Origin of the sequence: Tropicimonas sediminicola (assembly GCF_900188335.1) — a bacterium.
GTDB classification, from domain to species: domain Bacteria; phylum Pseudomonadota; class Alphaproteobacteria; order Rhodobacterales; family Rhodobacteraceae; genus Tropicimonas; species Tropicimonas sediminicola.
Genome location: NZ_FZOY01000002.1, coordinates 71,016 through 87,607, shown reverse-complemented (window position 1 = coordinate 87,607; position 16,592 = coordinate 71,016). Strand labels below are relative to the sequence as shown.

At 67.0% G+C, this 16,592-nt stretch carries 13 protein-coding genes; 9 read left to right on the top strand and 4 right to left on the bottom strand.

What is annotated here, in order from left to right; genetic code table 11:
• The first annotated feature begins 136 nt into the window (after positions 1 to 136).
• From CHB86_RS04640 to CHB86_RS04615, 6 genes are all read left to right on the top strand, one after another.
• Complete coding sequence (locus CHB86_RS04640) at positions 137 to 637, top strand: peptidylprolyl isomerase (RefSeq protein WP_089231772.1); 501 nt, start codon at positions 137 to 139, stop codon at positions 635 to 637.
• Positions 630 to 1,247 carry a peptidylprolyl isomerase gene (locus tag CHB86_RS04635; RefSeq protein ID WP_089231770.1) on the top strand — a complete coding sequence of 206 codons (618 nt, stop codon included), beginning with the start codon at positions 630 to 632 and terminating at the stop codon, positions 1,245 to 1,247. Before CHB86_RS04640 ends, CHB86_RS04635 begins: the two co-directional genes overlap by 8 nt.
• Positions 1,248 to 1,349: 102 nt before the next feature.
• Positions 1,350 to 2,081 (top strand): gamma-glutamylcyclotransferase, encoded by a 732-nt coding sequence (locus CHB86_RS04630; RefSeq protein ID WP_217898274.1) that lies wholly within the window; start codon positions 1,350 to 1,352, stop codon positions 2,079 to 2,081.
• Positions 2,047 to 3,369 (top strand): hypothetical protein, encoded by a 1,323-nt coding sequence (locus tag CHB86_RS04625; RefSeq protein ID WP_089231768.1) that lies wholly within the window; start codon positions 2,047 to 2,049, stop codon positions 3,367 to 3,369. Before CHB86_RS04630 ends, CHB86_RS04625 begins: the two co-directional genes overlap by 35 nt.
• Before the next feature lie 83 nt (positions 3,370 to 3,452).
• A complete protein-coding gene (locus CHB86_RS04620; protein ID WP_089231766.1) occupies positions 3,453 to 4,421 on the top strand; it encodes a DUF3179 domain-containing protein in 969 nt (322 codons plus the stop codon).
• A gap of 88 nt (positions 4,422 to 4,509) precedes the next feature.
• On the top strand, positions 4,510 to 6,126 hold the full coding sequence (locus CHB86_RS04615; RefSeq protein WP_089231765.1) for a Na/Pi cotransporter family protein: 1,617 nt from the start codon (positions 4,510 to 4,512) through the stop codon (positions 6,124 to 6,126).
• Positions 6,127 to 6,141: 15 nt separating this feature from the next.
• On the opposite strand, the gene CHB86_RS04610 is transcribed toward CHB86_RS04615, so the two are convergent.
• Complete coding sequence (locus tag CHB86_RS04610; protein WP_089231763.1) at positions 6,142 to 6,711, bottom strand: lipid-binding SYLF domain-containing protein; 570 nt, start codon at positions 6,709 to 6,711, stop codon at positions 6,142 to 6,144.
• Positions 6,712 to 6,868: 157 nt separating this feature from the next.
• Positions 6,869 to 7,870 (bottom strand): porphobilinogen synthase, encoded by a 1,002-nt coding sequence (gene hemB, locus CHB86_RS04605; RefSeq protein ID WP_089231761.1) that lies wholly within the window; start codon positions 7,868 to 7,870, stop codon positions 6,869 to 6,871.
• Between the two features lie 204 nt (positions 7,871 to 8,074).
• Here hemB and CHB86_RS04600 point away from each other — a divergent pair, with 204 nt between their 5' ends.
• From CHB86_RS04600 to mfd, 3 genes are all read left to right on the top strand, one after another.
• Positions 8,075 to 8,575, top strand: a complete 501-nt coding sequence (locus CHB86_RS04600; RefSeq protein WP_089231760.1) for a component of SufBCD complex — start codon at positions 8,075 to 8,077, stop codon at positions 8,573 to 8,575.
• 330 nt (positions 8,576 to 8,905) lie between these two features.
• The gene (locus CHB86_RS04595) at positions 8,906 to 10,783 is read left to right on the top strand and encodes a hypothetical protein (protein ID WP_245837743.1); all 1,878 of its coding nucleotides are present in this window, start codon (positions 8,906 to 8,908) and stop codon (positions 10,781 to 10,783) included.
• A gap of 129 nt (positions 10,784 to 10,912) precedes the next feature.
• Positions 10,913 to 14,371 carry a transcription-repair coupling factor gene (gene mfd / locus CHB86_RS04590; protein ID WP_089231756.1) on the top strand — a complete coding sequence of 1,153 codons (3,459 nt, stop codon included), beginning with the start codon at positions 10,913 to 10,915 and terminating at the stop codon, positions 14,369 to 14,371.
• Here the strand turns inward: mfd and CHB86_RS04585 are convergent, their stop codons facing one another.
• Complete coding sequence (locus tag CHB86_RS04585; protein ID WP_281251209.1) at positions 14,372 to 15,616, bottom strand: multidrug effflux MFS transporter; 1,245 nt, start codon at positions 15,614 to 15,616, stop codon at positions 14,372 to 14,374. It lies immediately after the preceding gene.
• An 84-nt stretch (positions 15,617 to 15,700) separates the two neighbouring features.
• Positions 15,701 to 16,333: a DsbA family oxidoreductase gene (locus tag CHB86_RS04580; protein ID WP_089231753.1), complete on the bottom strand. Its 633-nt coding sequence runs from the start codon at positions 16,331 to 16,333 to the stop codon at positions 15,701 to 15,703.
• Between the last annotated feature and the right edge of the window lie 259 nt (positions 16,334 to 16,592).

Below are 16,592 nucleotides of genomic sequence, written 5' to 3'. Positions count from 1 at the left end.
TCCTTTCGAAAGGCTCACGCGCTTCCTATCGCAAGCCCCGGAGAGCAGCTATGGGGTTTCGGTTTCCGCTAACGCGGTTTAGGGTCGCGCCGACCCGCGGGGGGAATACCCGCCATGCAAGATCGAGGAGGGCCCGATGGCCGAAATCAAGGATCCCGAGAACACCATCATCATGGAGCTGAAGGACGGCGAGGTGGTGATCGAACTGCTGCCCGACGTGGCGCCCAAGCATTGCGAGCGCATGAAGGTCCTGGCGCGCGCCGGTGCCTATGACGACGTGGTGTTCCACCGGGTGATCGACGGGTTCATGGCGCAATCCGGCGACGTGGCCCACGGCAAGGCCGGCGGCGACCTGCGCCGCGCCGGTACCGGCGGCTCCGAGCATCCGGACCTGCCGGCGGAGTTCTCCAAGCTGCCGCACGCCCGGGGCACGCTGGGCGCCGCCCGTTCGCAGAACCCGAACTCGGCCAACAGCCAGTTCTTCATCAACTTCAAGGACAACGACTTCCTGAACGGGCAGTACACCGTTTATGGCCGCGTGATCCAGGGCATGGAGCATGTCGACGCGATCACCCGCGGCGAGCCGCCGGCGAATCCCGATCGCATGATCTCGGTCAAGGTGGCGGCAGATGTCTGACAGCAAGCTTTTCGCCGGCGGGCTCTTTGCCGCCGGGCTGGCCTTCATCGCCGGCTTCTTCCTGCTGACCAACGGCAGCCATAGCCCGGCCGCGGCGGCCGAGGACACGGCCGGGCCGAACCTCGTGATCGAGGTCGGCGGCGCGACCGAGGGGCGGATCGTGATCGACCTGCTGGCCGACGTGGCGCCCCAACATGCCGAGCGGCTGGCCGCTCTGGCCGACTCCGGCGCCTATGACGGGGTGGTGTTCCACCGCGTGATCGACGGTTTCATGGCCCAGACCGGCGACGTGCAGTTCGGCAAGGCGGGTGGCGACACCTCGCGCGCCGGAATGGGCGGTTCCGAGATGGCCGACCTGCCGGCCGAGTTCAGCGATGTCTCCTTCGAGCGGGGCGTTGTCGGCATGGCCCGGTCGCAGAACCCGAATTCGGCCAACAGCCAGTTCTTCATCATGTTCGCCCCGGCGCCGCACCTGAACGGCCAGTACACGGTGGTCGGCCGCGTGATCGAGGGCATGGACGTGGTCGATGCCATCAAGAAGGGGAATGCCGCCGCCAACGGCTCGGTGGCCGATCCCGACCGGATGGTCTCGGTGAGCGTCGAACGCTGAGACACGCCCGGCGCGGCCGTCGCGCCGGGGATGCAAGCTTGCCGGGGCCCGTCGGAACGGCCAGGCCCCGGCGTCCAGCCCGCGCGGAACAGGAGGGACCAGGTGTCCGAAAACGATCCCTTCCATCTCCACCCGGGTCTGCGGGGCCTGATCAAGGACCCCGAAACCTCCTTCTTCCGCACTTTCCAGCCCTCCGACCTGGACGAGCTGATCGAGACCACGCCGGGGATGGTCGAATTCCGTATGCCAGACGAGGAGCGGGAGGCCTGCCGCAGGCAGCTCTTCGAGAACTGGACGGGCGGGGATCTCTGGGTCTTCGGCTACGGCTCGCTGATGTGGGACCCGGCATTTCGCTTCCGGGAGGTGCGCCGGGCCCATGTGCCGGATCACGAGCGCGTCTTCTGCCTGGTCGAGGTTGGCGGGCGGGGCACGCCGGACGCGCCGGGCTTGATGGCGGGACTTGCGCCGGGCGATGGCTGCGACGGGCTGGTGTTCCGGATCGCGGAGGCGGACATTCCCGTCGAGACAGAGATCCTCTGGCGCCGCGAGCGGATCGGGCCGGCCTATGCGCCGGAGTTCCTGATGGCCGAGACGGTGGCGGGGCCGGTCCGGGCGCTGGCCTTCGTGGCCGACGAGAGCGCCGATATCATCGACCTGACACTCTCCCGCGAGGCGCAGGTCCGCCATATCGCGACGGGAAAGGGCATCCTCGGCACCAGTCTCGAATACCTCGAGAACATCGTCAGGCATTTCGAAGCCCTTGGGATCGAGGACCCGGACCTCGTCGACCTGCTCCGGGATGCGCGCGCGCTGGCGGCAGACCTCGCCCGATGACCCGCAGGCCGTCGCCCTGCCGATGAGCCGGCCCGCTATCCTCTGGACGGGTGCGGCGCTGCTCTGCCTGGGCATTGCCGGGGCGGTTTCCGTCTTCCTTCTCGCCTATCGCATAGGCTACGACACGATCTTCGACATGCCGGCCGGCTTCGGACCCCGGATCGCGGCGATCCTGCAGGAGGGGCATTACTACGTCGAGAGCGACGGCTACCGAGACTACACCGGCCGGCCACCCTTCCTGCCGCATCTCTACGCGCTCCTGTGGAGCTGGACGGGCAGCATCCCGGCGATGCTCGTGGCCAAGAACCTGATCCTCGGTGGGCTGCTGGCGGCGTGCTTCGCGCTCTTCTGCCGCCGCGCAATGGTTCCGGCCGGAGCGGCGGCAGCCGGGCTTCTGCTCCTTTTCGCGATTCCCTTCAACGCCTTCACCATGCTGACCCTCAGCTACGAGGAGGCGCTGCTCGGCTTTCTGATCCCGTCCATCCTCGCGCTGGCCATCGCGGAGCGCACGCCGTGGGACAGGTTGCTTCTGGCCGGACTGCTGGCCGTCACCTATCTCACCAAGAGCTCCGCCTTCCTGTTCTGCGGCACCTTCGCGGTCGCGCTGCTCTTCTCGGCCCGATGGAGCTCGCCGCTCCTCCGGACCTTGCCGCTGCTCGCGGTTCTCGCGACAGCGGTGGCGTGGGGGGGGTATTCGGCGGCGAGGACGGGCGCCTTTGCCGTGGGCTCCACAAGCTCCTCCACCAATGGCTGGAACCTCTGGAAGGGGAACAACCCGCGCTTCGCCGAGATCTATCCCGGTCGCCACCTGGACGAGCTTGCCGCCGAGGCCCGGACTGCAGCCCCGCAGTTCGGATCGGAATGGGAGGCGCACCGGTACTACACGGGGCTCGCCCTGGACTTCGTGACAGAGCACCCCGGCCAGGCCCTCCGAAACACCGGCCGGAAGCTTTCCAACATGCTCTTCGGTATCCGGGATTTCGAGTTCAACCGGAACCGGACCTCCAAGGTGGTGCTGCACACCGGCTCGATGCTGGTGAACCGCGCGCTCCTCTTCGCGGCCCTGGGCCTGAGCCTTACCTGGCTCTTGCGCCGTGAAACCAGCCCGATGCGCCGGCGCGCCGGCGGCTTGTTCCTGCTGCTGGCGCTGAGCTACAGCGCGCCCTTCCTGGTCGGGTTCGCCTATTCGCGGCACCTCGTGCCGGTCTTCGTCTCGGCGGTCCTCGTGGTACTCCTTGCCGCGCGCCCGCTCGATCACGGCGGATCACGCGCCTCCAACGGCCGCTGAACCCTGCGTGAGCCGGGCTGGCCGGATGGCTCCGTGCCTGTCAGGCTTCGGCCATTACGTTGCCAACCGGGGAGGAGAGGGTGATGTGGAGGCGAATGCTTTGGCCAGCGGCGATCCTTACATTGTGGTCGGGCGTGGCACTGGCCAATCCCGGGATCTGGGAACGGGAATGGCCCGACACCGATTTCGCCAAGACCTCGATCCGGGACTGGGGCGAGATCATCTCCGGGGGGCCGCCCAAGGACGGGATCCCGGCGATCTCGGATCCCGGCTTCCACCGCGCGGCGGACGAGTCCCGGATCGGTGACCGTGAACCGGTCATCACCGTGGAGATCGGCAAGGCCACCCCGCGCGCCTATCCGATCCGCTACCTGACCTGGCACGAGATCGTCAACGACACCGTGGGCGGCGTGCCGGTGGCGGTGACCTTCTGCCCGCTTTGCAACTCCGCGCTGACCTTTGACCGCAGGGTCGGGGGACGGACGCTGAGCTTTGGCGTCTCCGGCAAGCTGCGCTTTTCCGACATGGTGATGTACGACCGCGAAACCGAGAGCTGGTGGCAGCAGGCGATCGGCGAGGGGATCGTCGGGCGCTACACCGGAACGGAGCTGAAGCAAGTGCCGAGCTGGATGGAAAGCTGGGCCGAGTTCCGCAGCCGCAACCCCGACGGGCTGGTCATGGCCGAGCCCGACTACAACCGGTCCTATGGCCGGAACCCCTACGCCAACTACGACAGCTCCCGCACCCCGTTCCTCTACAACGGCGAGATGCCGCCGCACGGGATCCCCGCGATGGCCCGGGTCGTCCGCGTGGGTGCGCGCGCCTGGCCGCTCGACAGGTTGGCTGCCTCCGGAGAGATCACCGAAGCCGGGGTCACCATTTCCTGGCAGGCGGGGCAGGCCTCGGCGCTCGACAGCGGCCAGATCGCCCGGGGCCGTGATGTCGGCTCCATCCGGGTGCGCGACGGGCAGGGCAGGGATGTCGCCCACGACGTCATGTTCGCCTTCGCCTTCCACGCCTTTTACCCGAACGGGCGCTGGATGCTCGACTGAGGTCGCCCGGATGGCCCGCCACCAGGGCGCTCTTTTGACCCGGCGGTCGGCACTTCTTCCCGAAACCACAGGGTGATACACTTCGACCATGATCTGGGGTGTCCTCTCCGCGCTTGGCGGGGTCGGCGTGTTTCTGGTTGGCATGGCGATGCTGACCGCCGGCCTGAAGGGCCTTGCCGGGCGAAAGATGCGAGACGTTCTGGGCCGTTTCACCAACACCCCACTCAGCGGGGCGGTGACGGGCGCCCTGACCACCGCCGCCATCCAGTCGTCATCCGCCACCACCGTCGCCGCCGTTGGCTTTGTCGCCTCGGGGATGCTGACGTTTCCACAGGCGCTCGGGATCATCTTTGGCGCCAATATCGGGACGACGATGACCGGCTGGATCGTCGCCACGCTCGGCTTCAAGCTCGACCTCGGCACGGCGATGCTGCCGGCGGTCTTTCTCGGGGCGCTGCTGCACCTGTCCGGCAGGCCACAGCTTTCGCGGGCGGGGCTGGCGCTCGCGGGGTTCAGCCTGCTGTTCATCGGCATCGACCAGATGAAACTGGCGCTCGCCGCTTTCGAGGGGGTCGTCACCCCCACAGATTTTCCGTCCGACACGCTTCTGGGACGGTTGGAGCTGGTGGGGATCGGCCTGCTGATCACCCTCGTCACGCAATCTTCCTCGGCCGGGGTCGCCACCGCGCTCGCGGCCCTCGGAGCCGGGGCGATCAGCTTTCCGCAGGCGGCGGCCATGGTGATCGGGATGGATGTCGGCACCACCGTCACGGCACTTCTGGCGACGGTCGGCGGCGGGACGATGGCGCGGCGCACCGGGCTTGCGCATGTGATCTACAACATCCTGACCGGCGTGCTGGCTTTCTTCCTGCTTGGTCCCTTTTCGACCCTCGTCGCGCCGCTGATCGCGGAGGGGAACGGGCAGATCGCGCTGGTGGGATTTCACAGCATGTTCAACGCTCTCGGGGTGCTTCTTGTACTGCCGCTTGCACGTCCCTTCGCGCGGATGATCGAATGGATGGTGCCGGAGCGCGCCGGGCCGCTGACCCGCGGGCTCGACCCGGCCCTGCTGTCGGCGCCGCGGATTGCCACGGAGGTGACGGTGGCGGCGGTCGACGGGCTGTCAACGGCGCTGGCCGATCACCTCGTCCTGAAGCTGCACGGTGGGCCGCCGCCCGACGCGCTGCACCATTCCCGCGCAACATTGGAGGCGGCGCTGGCCGAGACACAGGACTACCTGGGGAAGATCGTGGTGCCCGCCGGCGCTCCTGCGATCGCTGCCCAGGTGGCCGGCAGCTTCCACGCGCTCGATCACCTGTTCCGGCTGCTCTATCGCTGCGACCAGGACGACAGGATCGAGGTGCTGTCGCATTCAGGACGCCTGCGTCGGCTGCGGCGGCTGCTGGCCGGGGGCGCCGCCCGCCATGCCCGGCCCGACGATCCTGAGGCCACGGAGCGGATGCTCGACCGTCTCCGCGCGATCATGCGCGAGCAGCGAAAGTCACCGCGCGACCGCCTCGTGACGGAGGCCGTTCACGGCAAGATCCCCGACGAGGTGGCGCATGCGCAGATCACCGCGCTCCGCTGGCTCCATCGTGTCAGCTATCACCTGTGGCGGATCAGGGTGCACCAGAACGCGGTACACATGTCTGCGCCCGCCGTGCCGCTGCCCGAGGAGGCACGGATCGACGTGGCGCAGGACTAGAGATCGATCCGAAGATCAGGGGATGATGCGGCGGTACTTGGTGCCTTCGAGCGTTGCGCCCGCGATCAGCCCGGCCTGGGCAAAGACCAGCGCGATCACCGGTTCCGCAGTGGTCAGGGTCTCGGCCGACAGGTTGCCGCCCTGGTCGATCCAGGCATATTCGGCATCGGCGCCGGCCGACCAGCCGTGCGAGGTGCGGAACGCTTGCAGCGCCTCCGGCGTCATGAAGAACAGCGCGTGGGCATATTGCTGCGCGCCGGCCTGGAAACCGACGTTGGCCTGGATGGCCTCGTAATAGTCGACCGTCGTATTGTTGATCCGCAGAGCGCCAGTGCCATAGCTGCCGCCCACGCCGAAGCCGGCCTTGGTGATCAGCGGCATGAACAGCACGCCCGAGGCCTTCTGCTCCAGTTCCGCCGTGCCCGGATAGGTCGAGAACAGGAAGTTGCGCGTCGCGTCGACCCGCTGGTCGATGCGCGGGCCGCCATTCGAGCCGACGCCATTTGCGCAACCCGAGAGAACCGCGGTGCCGGCAACTGCCGATGCGAGAAAACCGCGGCGCGAGAGTGTGAATTTGGAGTCCATGGTACTGCCCCTGGATGTCGCCTGAATGCCTGTTGCTCCGACGTTTCACGCCGGTTGGCCAGTCTTATAATGCAGTGCGGTAGACATGTCACGCTGCCGTCACGGCAATGTGTGCGCCCAGCCCGATCGCGCGCTTGCTTTTGCTCGGTCCCGGGGGTCAGCCGTCCTTCAGTAGACGCGCCACGCGCGGGGCGTAATAGGTGAGGATTCCGTCGCAGCCGGCCCGCTTGAAGGCCAGCAGGCTTTCCAGCATCACCTTCTCGCCGTCGAGCCAGCCATTGGCGGCCGCGGCCTCCAGCATCGCGTATTCGCCGGAGACCTGGTAGGCGAAGGTCGGCGCGCCAAAGGTGTCCTTCACCCGCCGGCAGATGTCGAGATAGGGCATCCCGGGTTTCACCATTACCATGTCGGCGCCTTCCGACAGGTCGCGCTCGATCAGCCGGATCGCCTCGTCGCTGTTGGCCGGGTCCATCTGGTAGGTCTTCTTGTCGCCCTTGAGCGCGCCGGTCGCGCCGACCGCGTCCCGGAACGGCCCGTAGAAGGCGGAGGCGTACTTGGCGGCATAGGACATGATCGCGACATTGCGGTGCCCGGCGCCCTCCAGCGCCTTGCGGATCGCGCCGATCCGGCCGTCCATCATGTCGGAGGGGCCGAGGATGTCGGCGCCGGCGGCGGCCTGGGCCAGCGCCATCTTGACCAGCGCCTCGACGGTGTCGTCGTTGACGATCTCGCCGTCCACCACGATGCCGTCATGGCCGTTGATGTTGTAGGGGTCGAGCGCGATGTCTGTCATCACCGCGATGTCCGGCACCTGGGCCTTGATCGCGCGGATCGCGCGGTTGGTCAGGTTGCCGGGGTTCCAGGCCTCCTCGCAGCCCTGCGTCTTGAGGGCGGGGTCGGTATAGGGAAACAGGCAGATCGCGGGGATGCCCAGCTCCGCCGCCTCCGCCGCCGCCTCGACCGTCAGATCCACCGAGCGGCGCAGCACGCCGGGCATCGACGCCACCTCCTCGGTCACGCCGTCTCCGGCGCAGAGAAACACCGGCCAGATCAGGTCTTCCACGCCGAGCCCGTTTTCGCGGACCATGGCGCGCAGCGGGGCGCTGCTGCGCAGGCGGCGCAGACGGCCGGCGGGAAAGGGGGCTTGGGTGGGGCGCATGGCTCTGCCTTATCGTTTCCTGATGCGTGCAATGCCGCAAACTGCGACGGATCGGCAACCACCTCAAGGGTGACAAATCGCGCAGATGGCGCGGCGGGTTGCACCTTTGGGTCCGGGGCGGTACCTCATCCCGCAGGTCCTTCGCACTGTCTTGCGCGAACGGCAGACAAATCAGGAGTATGCAGAGTGCAAGACTGGTACCAGATGGCGTTCGAACTGATCGACATGCGATCGTTTTCGAACCTTTGGTACTGGATCGCCCTGGCCGTTGTCTGGTCGACCGCAAGCCACTGGGTGCTCGGCGTCCCCTATGACATGGTCACCCGCGCCCGCCGCAATGGCGGCCAGGCCGAGGAAGACCTGCACGACCTGGTGCGCGTCAACGTCAACCGGCTGCTCTACATCACAGAGACCGCCGGAATCTGGATGCTGGCCATCGGCTGCTTCTTCCTGACCACGCTGGCAATCCTCGGCTTCGTCTACTGGATCGAGTTCGCCCAGGCGGTGTTCCTGCTGGCGCTGCCGATGGGGCTCGTCTTTGCGCTCTCGATCCACACCGCGCGCAAGATCCGCGCGGCCGACGGCGAAGGCCTCTATCGGAAGCTGCACATCCACCGTTTCCTGACGCAGCTGATCGGGATGATCTCCATCTTCATCACCGCGTTCTGGGGCATGTGGCAGAACATGTCGCTGGGCGTCCTTTAAACGATCAACCGCCGCCAATCCTCGGCCGCCCGGTCGCTCCGACAGGGCTTGCCCATTCCTTGGGCGTCACGCCCCAAAATTGACGCAACGGAAAGCAAAGGTTGTCCGAACGCGGTTTCCATGGGACACTGAGGATCCCAGTGCATTCTTGCATACCATGTTCGGGAGATCTTTATGCGTTACCTTGTATTTTTCAGCGCGGTCGACTCTTCACTCGGCCGGGAGCCGCACGTTGTCTACGGAGACGGCACCGGGTTCACCCTCTTGAAAGACATAAACGGGGGGACCGGGGGCTCGAACCCGTACAGCTCAACCGCAGCCTTGGGGTCGGTGTTCTTCACCGCCACCAACAGCGCACGGTCCGGGACCGAGCCATATATCACCGACGGCACCCCCGGCGGCACGGAGCTGCTGGGTGACATCTACTTCGGTACCGGCAGCAGTTCTCCGAACGACTACATACAGATCGGCGACACGGTCTTCTTCGAGGCGCGCACCGACAGCCCGGACAGCGGATTCGAGCTGTTCAAGACGGACGGAACTGCCGCCGGCACGTCGCTGGTGAGGGATATCAACCCGGGGTCCAGCTCCAGCAGTCCCTCGAACTTCGTGGATCTCGACGGATTGCTGCTGTTCCGCGCCAATGACGGCAGCACGGGCTTCGAACTGTACCGCTCGAACGGCACGACAGGCGGCACGCAACGGGTCAAGGACATCGAGTCCGGTGCGGGCAGTTCCTCTCCGACACTCGACCAGGACGGTGTGCTGAACGGGTCTCTGCTCTTCAATGCCTACAATTCCACATCGGGTCGGGAGCTTTGGATCACCGACGGGACGACCTCGGGAACCGAGCTGCTTCTGGACATCTATTCCGGCACAGGCAGCAGCAATCCCAACGATTTCGAGCGGCTGGGCGATGCGATCCTGTTTTCCGCCCGCACGGCCTCCGACGGCTACGAGCTCTGGCGGTCCGACGGAACGACCGGCGGCACGTTCCAGATTGCGGACATCTACAGCGGCTCGAGCAGTTCCAGCCCGGACGAGATCACGACATTGGGCAACCGGGCGATCTTCGAGGCCACGGATACGGGCACGGGGCGCGAACTCTACGTCACCAATGGCAGCACCGCGAGCCTTCTGCTCGATATCAATCCCGGCTCGGGAAGCTCTTCCCCGCGGTATTTCACCCCATTCGGGGACGGCTCCAAGGCCGTGTTCTCTGCATACCGCCCGGGCGAGGGGACGGAACTCTGGGTGACCGACGGCACCACGGGCAACACCCGGCTGATCAAGGACATCTACTCGGGCACTTCGAGCTCCAACCCGCTCAATCTGACCGCGGCCGGCGACCATGTGTTCTTCCGGGCACAGGATGGAACCAGTACCGATTTCGAGCTCTGGATGACCGATGGCACATCGCGGGGCACGGTCAAGGTGCTGGACGATGACGACAACCCGATCGTGAATCCGCTGAACTTCGCCGTGCTCGAAATCGAGGGGGGCACAAGCGGTGACGACAACCTCACCGGCACGCCCGGACCGGACACGATCAGCGGGCTTGCGGGCAACGACGTGATCGTCGGGCTCGGCGGCAACGACACCCTCAACGGCAACGGCGGCGCGGACACACTGCGCGGCGGCGCCGGCAAGGACACGCTGAACGGCGGCAAGGGCAACGACACCATTCTTGGCCAGGGCGGCGCCGACACGATGCTCGGCAAGGACGGCGCCGACACCATGAAAGGTGGCGGCGGCAACGACATGGCCAGGGGAGACGCCGGCAAGGACACTATCGAAGGCGGCAAGGGCAACGACAGCCTGATCGGCAATGCCGGCGACGACACGCTGCGTGGCGATGGCGGCGCAGACGAGATCCGGGGCGGCGAAGGCAACGACACGGCCTTTGGCAATGCCGGAAACGATCGCATGATCGGGGGCCGCGGCAACGACGTGCTGACCGGCGGCGGCGGGGTCGATACCTTCGTCTATGGCACCTCCGGCGGACGCGACAGGATCACCGACTTCAACGTCAATCGCGACATGTTCGACATGGTCGACACCGGGCTGCAGTTCGAGGACCTGCGGTTCGTCAAGCGTGGCGGCGGCGACGACACCCTGATCGTCGTCAACGACGACACCAGGATCCTGCTGGAGGATGTCACCCGGTCCGAGATCCGGGGCGCGGAGGACGCCTTCGACTTCGGCTGATCCGGCATCGGCTGCAAGGCCTTGGCCAACGGCGGTGCGGTCTCCCGCGCCGCCGATCCCGGCCCCGGACAGGCCGGCGCGGCGAAAGCCCGTTGACACCGCGGGTCACTGGCATAGGTGACTGCGGTCATGAAAGCTCAAGCACATATCACCGTCGGCGGTGCGCCCGAAGGCTATGACGCGCTGCTCATCGCCCGCGAGCTGGAAAAGGGTGCGCCCGTCGTCCATGTCGCGCGCGACGACAAGCGGCTGGCAGAGATGCGGGCGGCGCTCGACTTCTTCGCGCCCAACGCCGTGGTGCTGGATTTTCCGGGTTGGGATTGTCTGCCCTACGACCGGGTCTCGCCCAATTCCGAGATCTCGGCGCGGCGGATGGCGACGCTGGCGGCGCTGACGGCGGGCATTCCCGGCCCCTTCGTGCTGCTCACCACGCTCAATTCCGCAACCCAGCTCGTGCCGGCGCGGGCGGTGCTGCGCGAGGCGGCCTTCGCCGCGCGGGTGGGGGAGCGGATCGACGAGGCGGCGCTGAAATCCTTCCTCGTGCGGATGGGCTTCACCCAGGCGCCGACGGTGCTGGAGCCGGGCGACTATGCCGTCCGGGGCGGCATCATCGATGTCTTCCCGCCGGGGCATCCGGGCCCGATCCGGCTTGACCTGTTCGGCGACGTGCTCGACGGCGCCCGCCGCTTCGACACCGCCAACCAGCGCACGACGGAAAAGCTGCAGGCGGTGGAGCTGGCGCCGGTCTCGGAGGTGATCCTCGACGAGGCGGCGATCACGCGGTTCCGGCAGACCTACCGCATCGAGTTCGGTGCGGCCGGCACGGACGATCCGCTCTACGAGGCGGTCAGCGCGGGGCGCAAGCACGCCGGCATGGAACACTGGCTGCCGTTCTTTCACGAGCGGCTGGAGACGCTCTTCGACTACCTGCCTGACGCGGCGGTGATGCTGGACGACCAGACCGACGCCGCACGTCTGGTTCGCTGGGACGGGATCGTCGACAGCTACGACAACCGGCTGGAGGCCATGAAGTCCAAGGCGCGGCTGGATTCCGTCTACAAGCCCGCGGCCCCGGCCACGCTCTATCTCGACGATGCCGGCTGGGAGGCTGCGATCGCCGGCCACCGGGTGCTCAAGCTGAGCGCGCTGCCGCAGGGCACCGGCCCCGGTGTGATCGACGCCGGCGGGCGGATCGGGCGCAATTTCTCGCCCGAGCGCCAGCAGGAAAACGTGAGCCTTTTCGGCGCCCTGGCGGATCATCTGAAGAAGAAACGTCAGGACGGACAGGTCGTCGTCGCCAGCTATTCGGAGGGCGCGCGGGAGCGGCTGGCCGGCCTGATGGAGGACGAAGGCGTCGTCGGCGCGACCGAGATCACCGACTTCCGCGATGTGCCCGAGGGCAAGGGCGGGCTCTACCTGGTGGTCTGGGCGCTGGAGCATGGCTTCGAAGGCACCGGGCTGACCGTCATCTCCGAGCAGGACGTGCTGGGCGACCGGCTGATCCGCAAGCCGCGCAGCAAGCGGCGGGCGGAGAACTTCCTGACCGAGGCGCAATCGCTCAGCCCCGGCGACCTGGTGGTTCATGTCGATCACGGGGTCGGCCGCTACAAGGGGCTGGAGATCGTGAACGCGCTCGGCGCCGATCACGAGATGATCCACCTGGAATACGCCGAGGGCGCGCGGCTCTACCTGCCGGTGGAGAACATCGAACTCCTGAGCCGCTTCGGCCACGAGGAGGGGCTGCTCGACAAGCTCGGCGGCGGGGCTTGGCAGGCCAAGAAGGCCAAGCTCAAGGAGCGCATCCGCCAGATCGCCGACAAGCTGATGCGCATCGCGGCCGAGCGCGCCCTGAGAAAGGCGCCGGTCCTGCATATCGACCACCATGCCTGGGAGGAGTTTTCGGCGCGCTTCCCTTACCAGGAGACCGACGACCAGCTTAAGGCCATCGAGGATGTGCTCGAGGACCTCGACCGCGGGATGCCGATGGACCGGCTGGTTTGCGGCGACGTGGGTTTCGGCAAGACCGAGGTCGCGATGCGCGCGGCCTTTATCGCCGCGATGTCGGGGATGCAGGTGGCGGTGATCGCGCCCACGACGCTGCTCGCCCGTCAGCACGCCAAGAGCTTTGCCGATCGGTTCCGGGGCTTCCCGGTGAAGGTGCGGCAACTTTCGCGTTTCGTGGGCGCCAAGGAGGCGACCGAGACCCGCAAGGGCATCGCGGACGGCTCCGTCGACATCGCCATCGGCACCCACGCGCTGCTCGCCAAGCAGGTGAAGTTCCACAGCCTCGGCCTGCTCATCATCGACGAGGAGCAGCATTTCGGCGTGCAGCACAAGGAGCGGCTCAAGGAAATGCGCTCCGACATCCACGTGCTGACGCTGACCGCGACGCCGATCCCGCGGACCCTGCAGATGTCGCTCTCGGGCGTGCGGGACCTGTCGATCATCGGCACGCCGCCCGTCGACCGGCTGGCGATCCGCACCTATGTGAGCGAGTTCGACAGCGTCACCATCCGCGAGGCGCTGCTGCGCGAGCATTACCGGGGCGGACAGAGCTTCTTCGTCGTCCCGCGCATCGCGGACCTGCCGGACATGGAGGCCTTCCTGAAGGATCAAGTGCCGGAGGTGTCTTACGTCGTGGCCCATGGCCAGATGGCGGCGGGCGAGCTCGACGACAGGATGAACGCCTTCTACGACGGCAAGTACGACGTGCTGCTGGCGACGACCATCGTGGAAAGCGGCCTCGACATACCGACCGCGAACACGATGGTGGTGCACCGTGCCGACATGTTCGGCCTGGCGCAGCTCTACCAGATCCGCGGACGGGTGGGGCGGTCCAAGACGCGCGCCTATGCCTACCTCACGACCAAGCCCCGCATGAAGCTGACCGATGCCGCCGAGAAGCGGCTGCGCGTCCTCGGCTCGCTCGACAGCCTCGGCGCGGGTTTCACGCTCGCCAGCCAGGACCTCGACATCCGCGGCGCCGGCAACCTCGTGGGCGAGGAGCAGTCGGGCCAGATGCGCGAGGTGGGCTACGAACTTTACCAGACCATGCTGGAAGAGGCGATTTCCAAGATCAAGTCGGGCGCGTTCGAGGGGCTGACCGACGACGACGGCCAGTGGGCGCCGCAGATCAACCTCGGCGTGCCGGTGCTGATCCCGGAGGACTACGTGCCGGACCTCGACGTCAGGCTCGGGCTCTACCGCCGGCTCTCCGGCCTCTCGACCAAGGTGGAGCTGGAGGGGTTTGCGGCCGAGTTGATTGACCGCTTCGGCAAGCTCCCGAAGGAAGTGAACACGCTGCTGCTGATCGTGCGCATCAAGGCGATGTGCAAGCGCGCCGGCATCGCCAAGCTCGACGGGGGGCCCAAGGGCGCGACGATCCAGTTCCACAACGACAAGTTCGCGAACCCGGCCGGGCTGGTGGAATTCGTGCAGGGCCAGAACGGCCTCGCCAAGATCAAGGACAACAAGATCGTCGTGCGACGGGACTGGAAGAACAACGCCGACAAGATCAAGGGCGCCTTCGCCATCGCGCGCGACCTTGCCGAACATGCCAAGGTCGCGGCGCCCGCAAAGGCTCGCTGATCAGGCGGGCAGGGCGCCCTGCACCCGCCTGATCCGCAGGACGAGGATCAGGGAGATCGCGGCCAGCAGCGCGGTGGAGACCATGAGCGGCAAAGGCGTGCCGTCGAACGCGAGCCCGATCGGCACCGCCAGCGCCACCGCGATCACCGTGCCCACCGACCCCAGCACCGAGGCCGCGAGGCCCGCGAGATGACCCATCGGCTCCATCGCGATGGAGTTCAGGTTGCCGAGCGTCAGCCCGTTCAGGAAGAACACCGAGCAGGTCCACAACAGGTAGACCACGAAGCCGCTGTTCGCCGGCAGCCACCCCTCGGCAAAGAGAACCGAGACGACGGCGGAAATGCCGAACTGCAGCGCGAGCGCATAGGTCGCCAGCCGGCGCATCCCGTACCGGCCGACGAGGGTGGCGTTGAGCAGGCTGGAGCCGGCGGCGAACAGGCCGATCATGCCGAACCAGAGCGGGAAATGGGCGCCCTCGTCAAAGGTGATGTCGAAGATCGGCTGGATCGAGCTGATGTTGGCGAAGAGGATCGAGAAGCAGAACCCCTGCGCCGCGACGGCGATCAGCACGACGCGGTTGGACAGCACTTCGACGACGCCGCGATAGAGCGCCGACGGGCTGAACGGGCGGCGGTTGGCGGGCTCCAGAGTCTCCTCCTGCCGCAGCATCATCCAGGCGGCGCTCAGCAGGGAGAACAGCAGGAACGACCCGAAGATACCGCGCCAGCCGGTCAGGGCGATGATCCCGGCCCCGATCGTGGGCGCGACGGCGGGCACCAAGGTGAAGACCATCATGACAAAGGACATCAGCCGCGCCATCTCGCGCCCGGCATAGAGGTCGCGGACAATGGCGATGGCGGCGATCCTCGGACCAGCGGCGCCGAAGCCCTGGACCAGGCGCCCGAGCAGCATCATCTCGAGCGTGCTCGACCGCCAGGCGATGATCGCACCCAGGATGTAGACGGTCGCGCCGCCTAGGATCACCGGACGCCGCCCGTAGGTGTCCGACAGCGGCCCGGTAAAGATCGTCGCAAGGCCCATGCCCAGCACGAAGCTGGTCAGGATCAGCTGCGCCCGGTTCGGATTTCCGGGCGTCAGTTCCTGTGCGATCTCCGGCAGGGCCGGGAGCATGGAATCGATCGAAAAGGCAATGGTGGCGAACAGCATCGCGATGAGCGCGATGAATTCGACCCGTGGCAGGCGTTTTGGCATGTCTGGGATCCTTCTGGGCGTTGCCGCTAACACGAAGGGGTCCGACCCGCCAATTGTGAGAAACCGCACAGCGGCCTGTGCGCAAGCTTCCGCCGGCCCGTGCGGGCCGGGGCCGCGCTAGAGCTGGCCGTTGATCTCGTCGATGAGCTTCACCCAGAGATCCGGCTGCTGCGCGCCGGGCACGACATGGGTGTTGGCGATCACGAAGGTCGGTACGCCGGTCACGCCACGTTCGCGGGCATTCGCGTCGCGGGTGCGAATGTCCTCGACATCGGAATCGCTCTCCAGCAGGCGGTGCACCACGGCTGCGTCCATGCCGGCGCTGTCGGCAATGTCCGCCAGGACGTCGGCGTCGCCGATGTCGCGGCCCTCCAGGAAGTAGGCGTCAAAGAGCGCGCCGGCAACGAGGGTCTGGCGCTGCTCGATCCCGGCCCAGTGGATAAGGCGGTGGGCATCGAGCGTGTTGGGCGTGCGCTTGATGGCGCCGAAGTCGATCTCCAGCCCCGCGGCCGCAGCCGCCTCGGCGATCCGGGCATAGACCTCTACCGCCTGTTTCTTTCCACCGAACTTCGCCTCGAGATAGGCGCGGCGGTCCATTCCCTCGCGCGGCATGTCGGGGTTGAGCTGGAACGGGTGCCATTCGATCACGAAGGGGTGGTCCGGGCGCTGCTCCATTGCACGGAAGAGCAGCGTCTTGCCGATGAGGCACCAGGGACAGATCGGGTCGGAGAGGATGTCGAGCTTGATCATGCCGCCTCGTGTAGCAGCCATGTGCCCGATGCCAAGGGAAAAGTCGCGGTCCCACGTCGGCGTGGCGGTGCGCCCGACCACAAGCCGGGCTCTCCCGCCCGCTGCGCTCGCGTGCCCTGGCGGGCACGCTCGGCAACGGTTGGGCGTGGCCCGCCTTCGGCGGGCGGGTGGCGTGAGCGGTGTGGAGGTGCGATCTGACGCGCGCGAAGCGCGCGCCCGGCCCAACGCGAGGAGGCGCATCCTTGATGCGTCGACGACG

Coding starts and splice junctions, on each gene's coding strand:
- CHB86_RS04610 (WP_089231763.1), bottom strand. CDS start 6,711: ATGGACTCCAAATTCACACTCTCGCGCCGCGGTTTTCTCGCATCGGCA.
- CHB86_RS04600 (WP_089231760.1), top strand. CDS start 8,075: ATGGCGTTCGAACTGATCGACATGCGATCGTTTTCGAACCTTTGGTAC.
- CHB86_RS04640 (WP_089231772.1), top strand. CDS start 137: ATGGCCGAAATCAAGGATCCCGAGAACACCATCATCATGGAGCTGAAG.
- CHB86_RS04625 (WP_089231768.1), top strand. CDS start 2,047: ATGCGCGCGCGCTGGCGGCAGACCTCGCCCGATGACCCGCAGGCCGTC.
- CHB86_RS04580 (WP_089231753.1), bottom strand. CDS start 16,333: ATGATCAAGCTCGACATCCTCTCCGACCCGATCTGTCCCTGGTGCCTC.
- mfd (WP_089231756.1), top strand. CDS start 10,913: ATGAAAGCTCAAGCACATATCACCGTCGGCGGTGCGCCCGAAGGCTAT.
- CHB86_RS04635 (WP_089231770.1), top strand. CDS start 630: ATGTCTGACAGCAAGCTTTTCGCCGGCGGGCTCTTTGCCGCCGGGCTG.
- hemB (WP_089231761.1), bottom strand. CDS start 7,870: ATGCGCCCCACCCAAGCCCCCTTTCCCGCCGGCCGTCTGCGCCGCCTG.
- CHB86_RS04620 (WP_089231766.1), top strand. CDS start 3,453: ATGTGGAGGCGAATGCTTTGGCCAGCGGCGATCCTTACATTGTGGTCG.
- CHB86_RS04615 (WP_089231765.1), top strand. CDS start 4,510: ATGATCTGGGGTGTCCTCTCCGCGCTTGGCGGGGTCGGCGTGTTTCTG.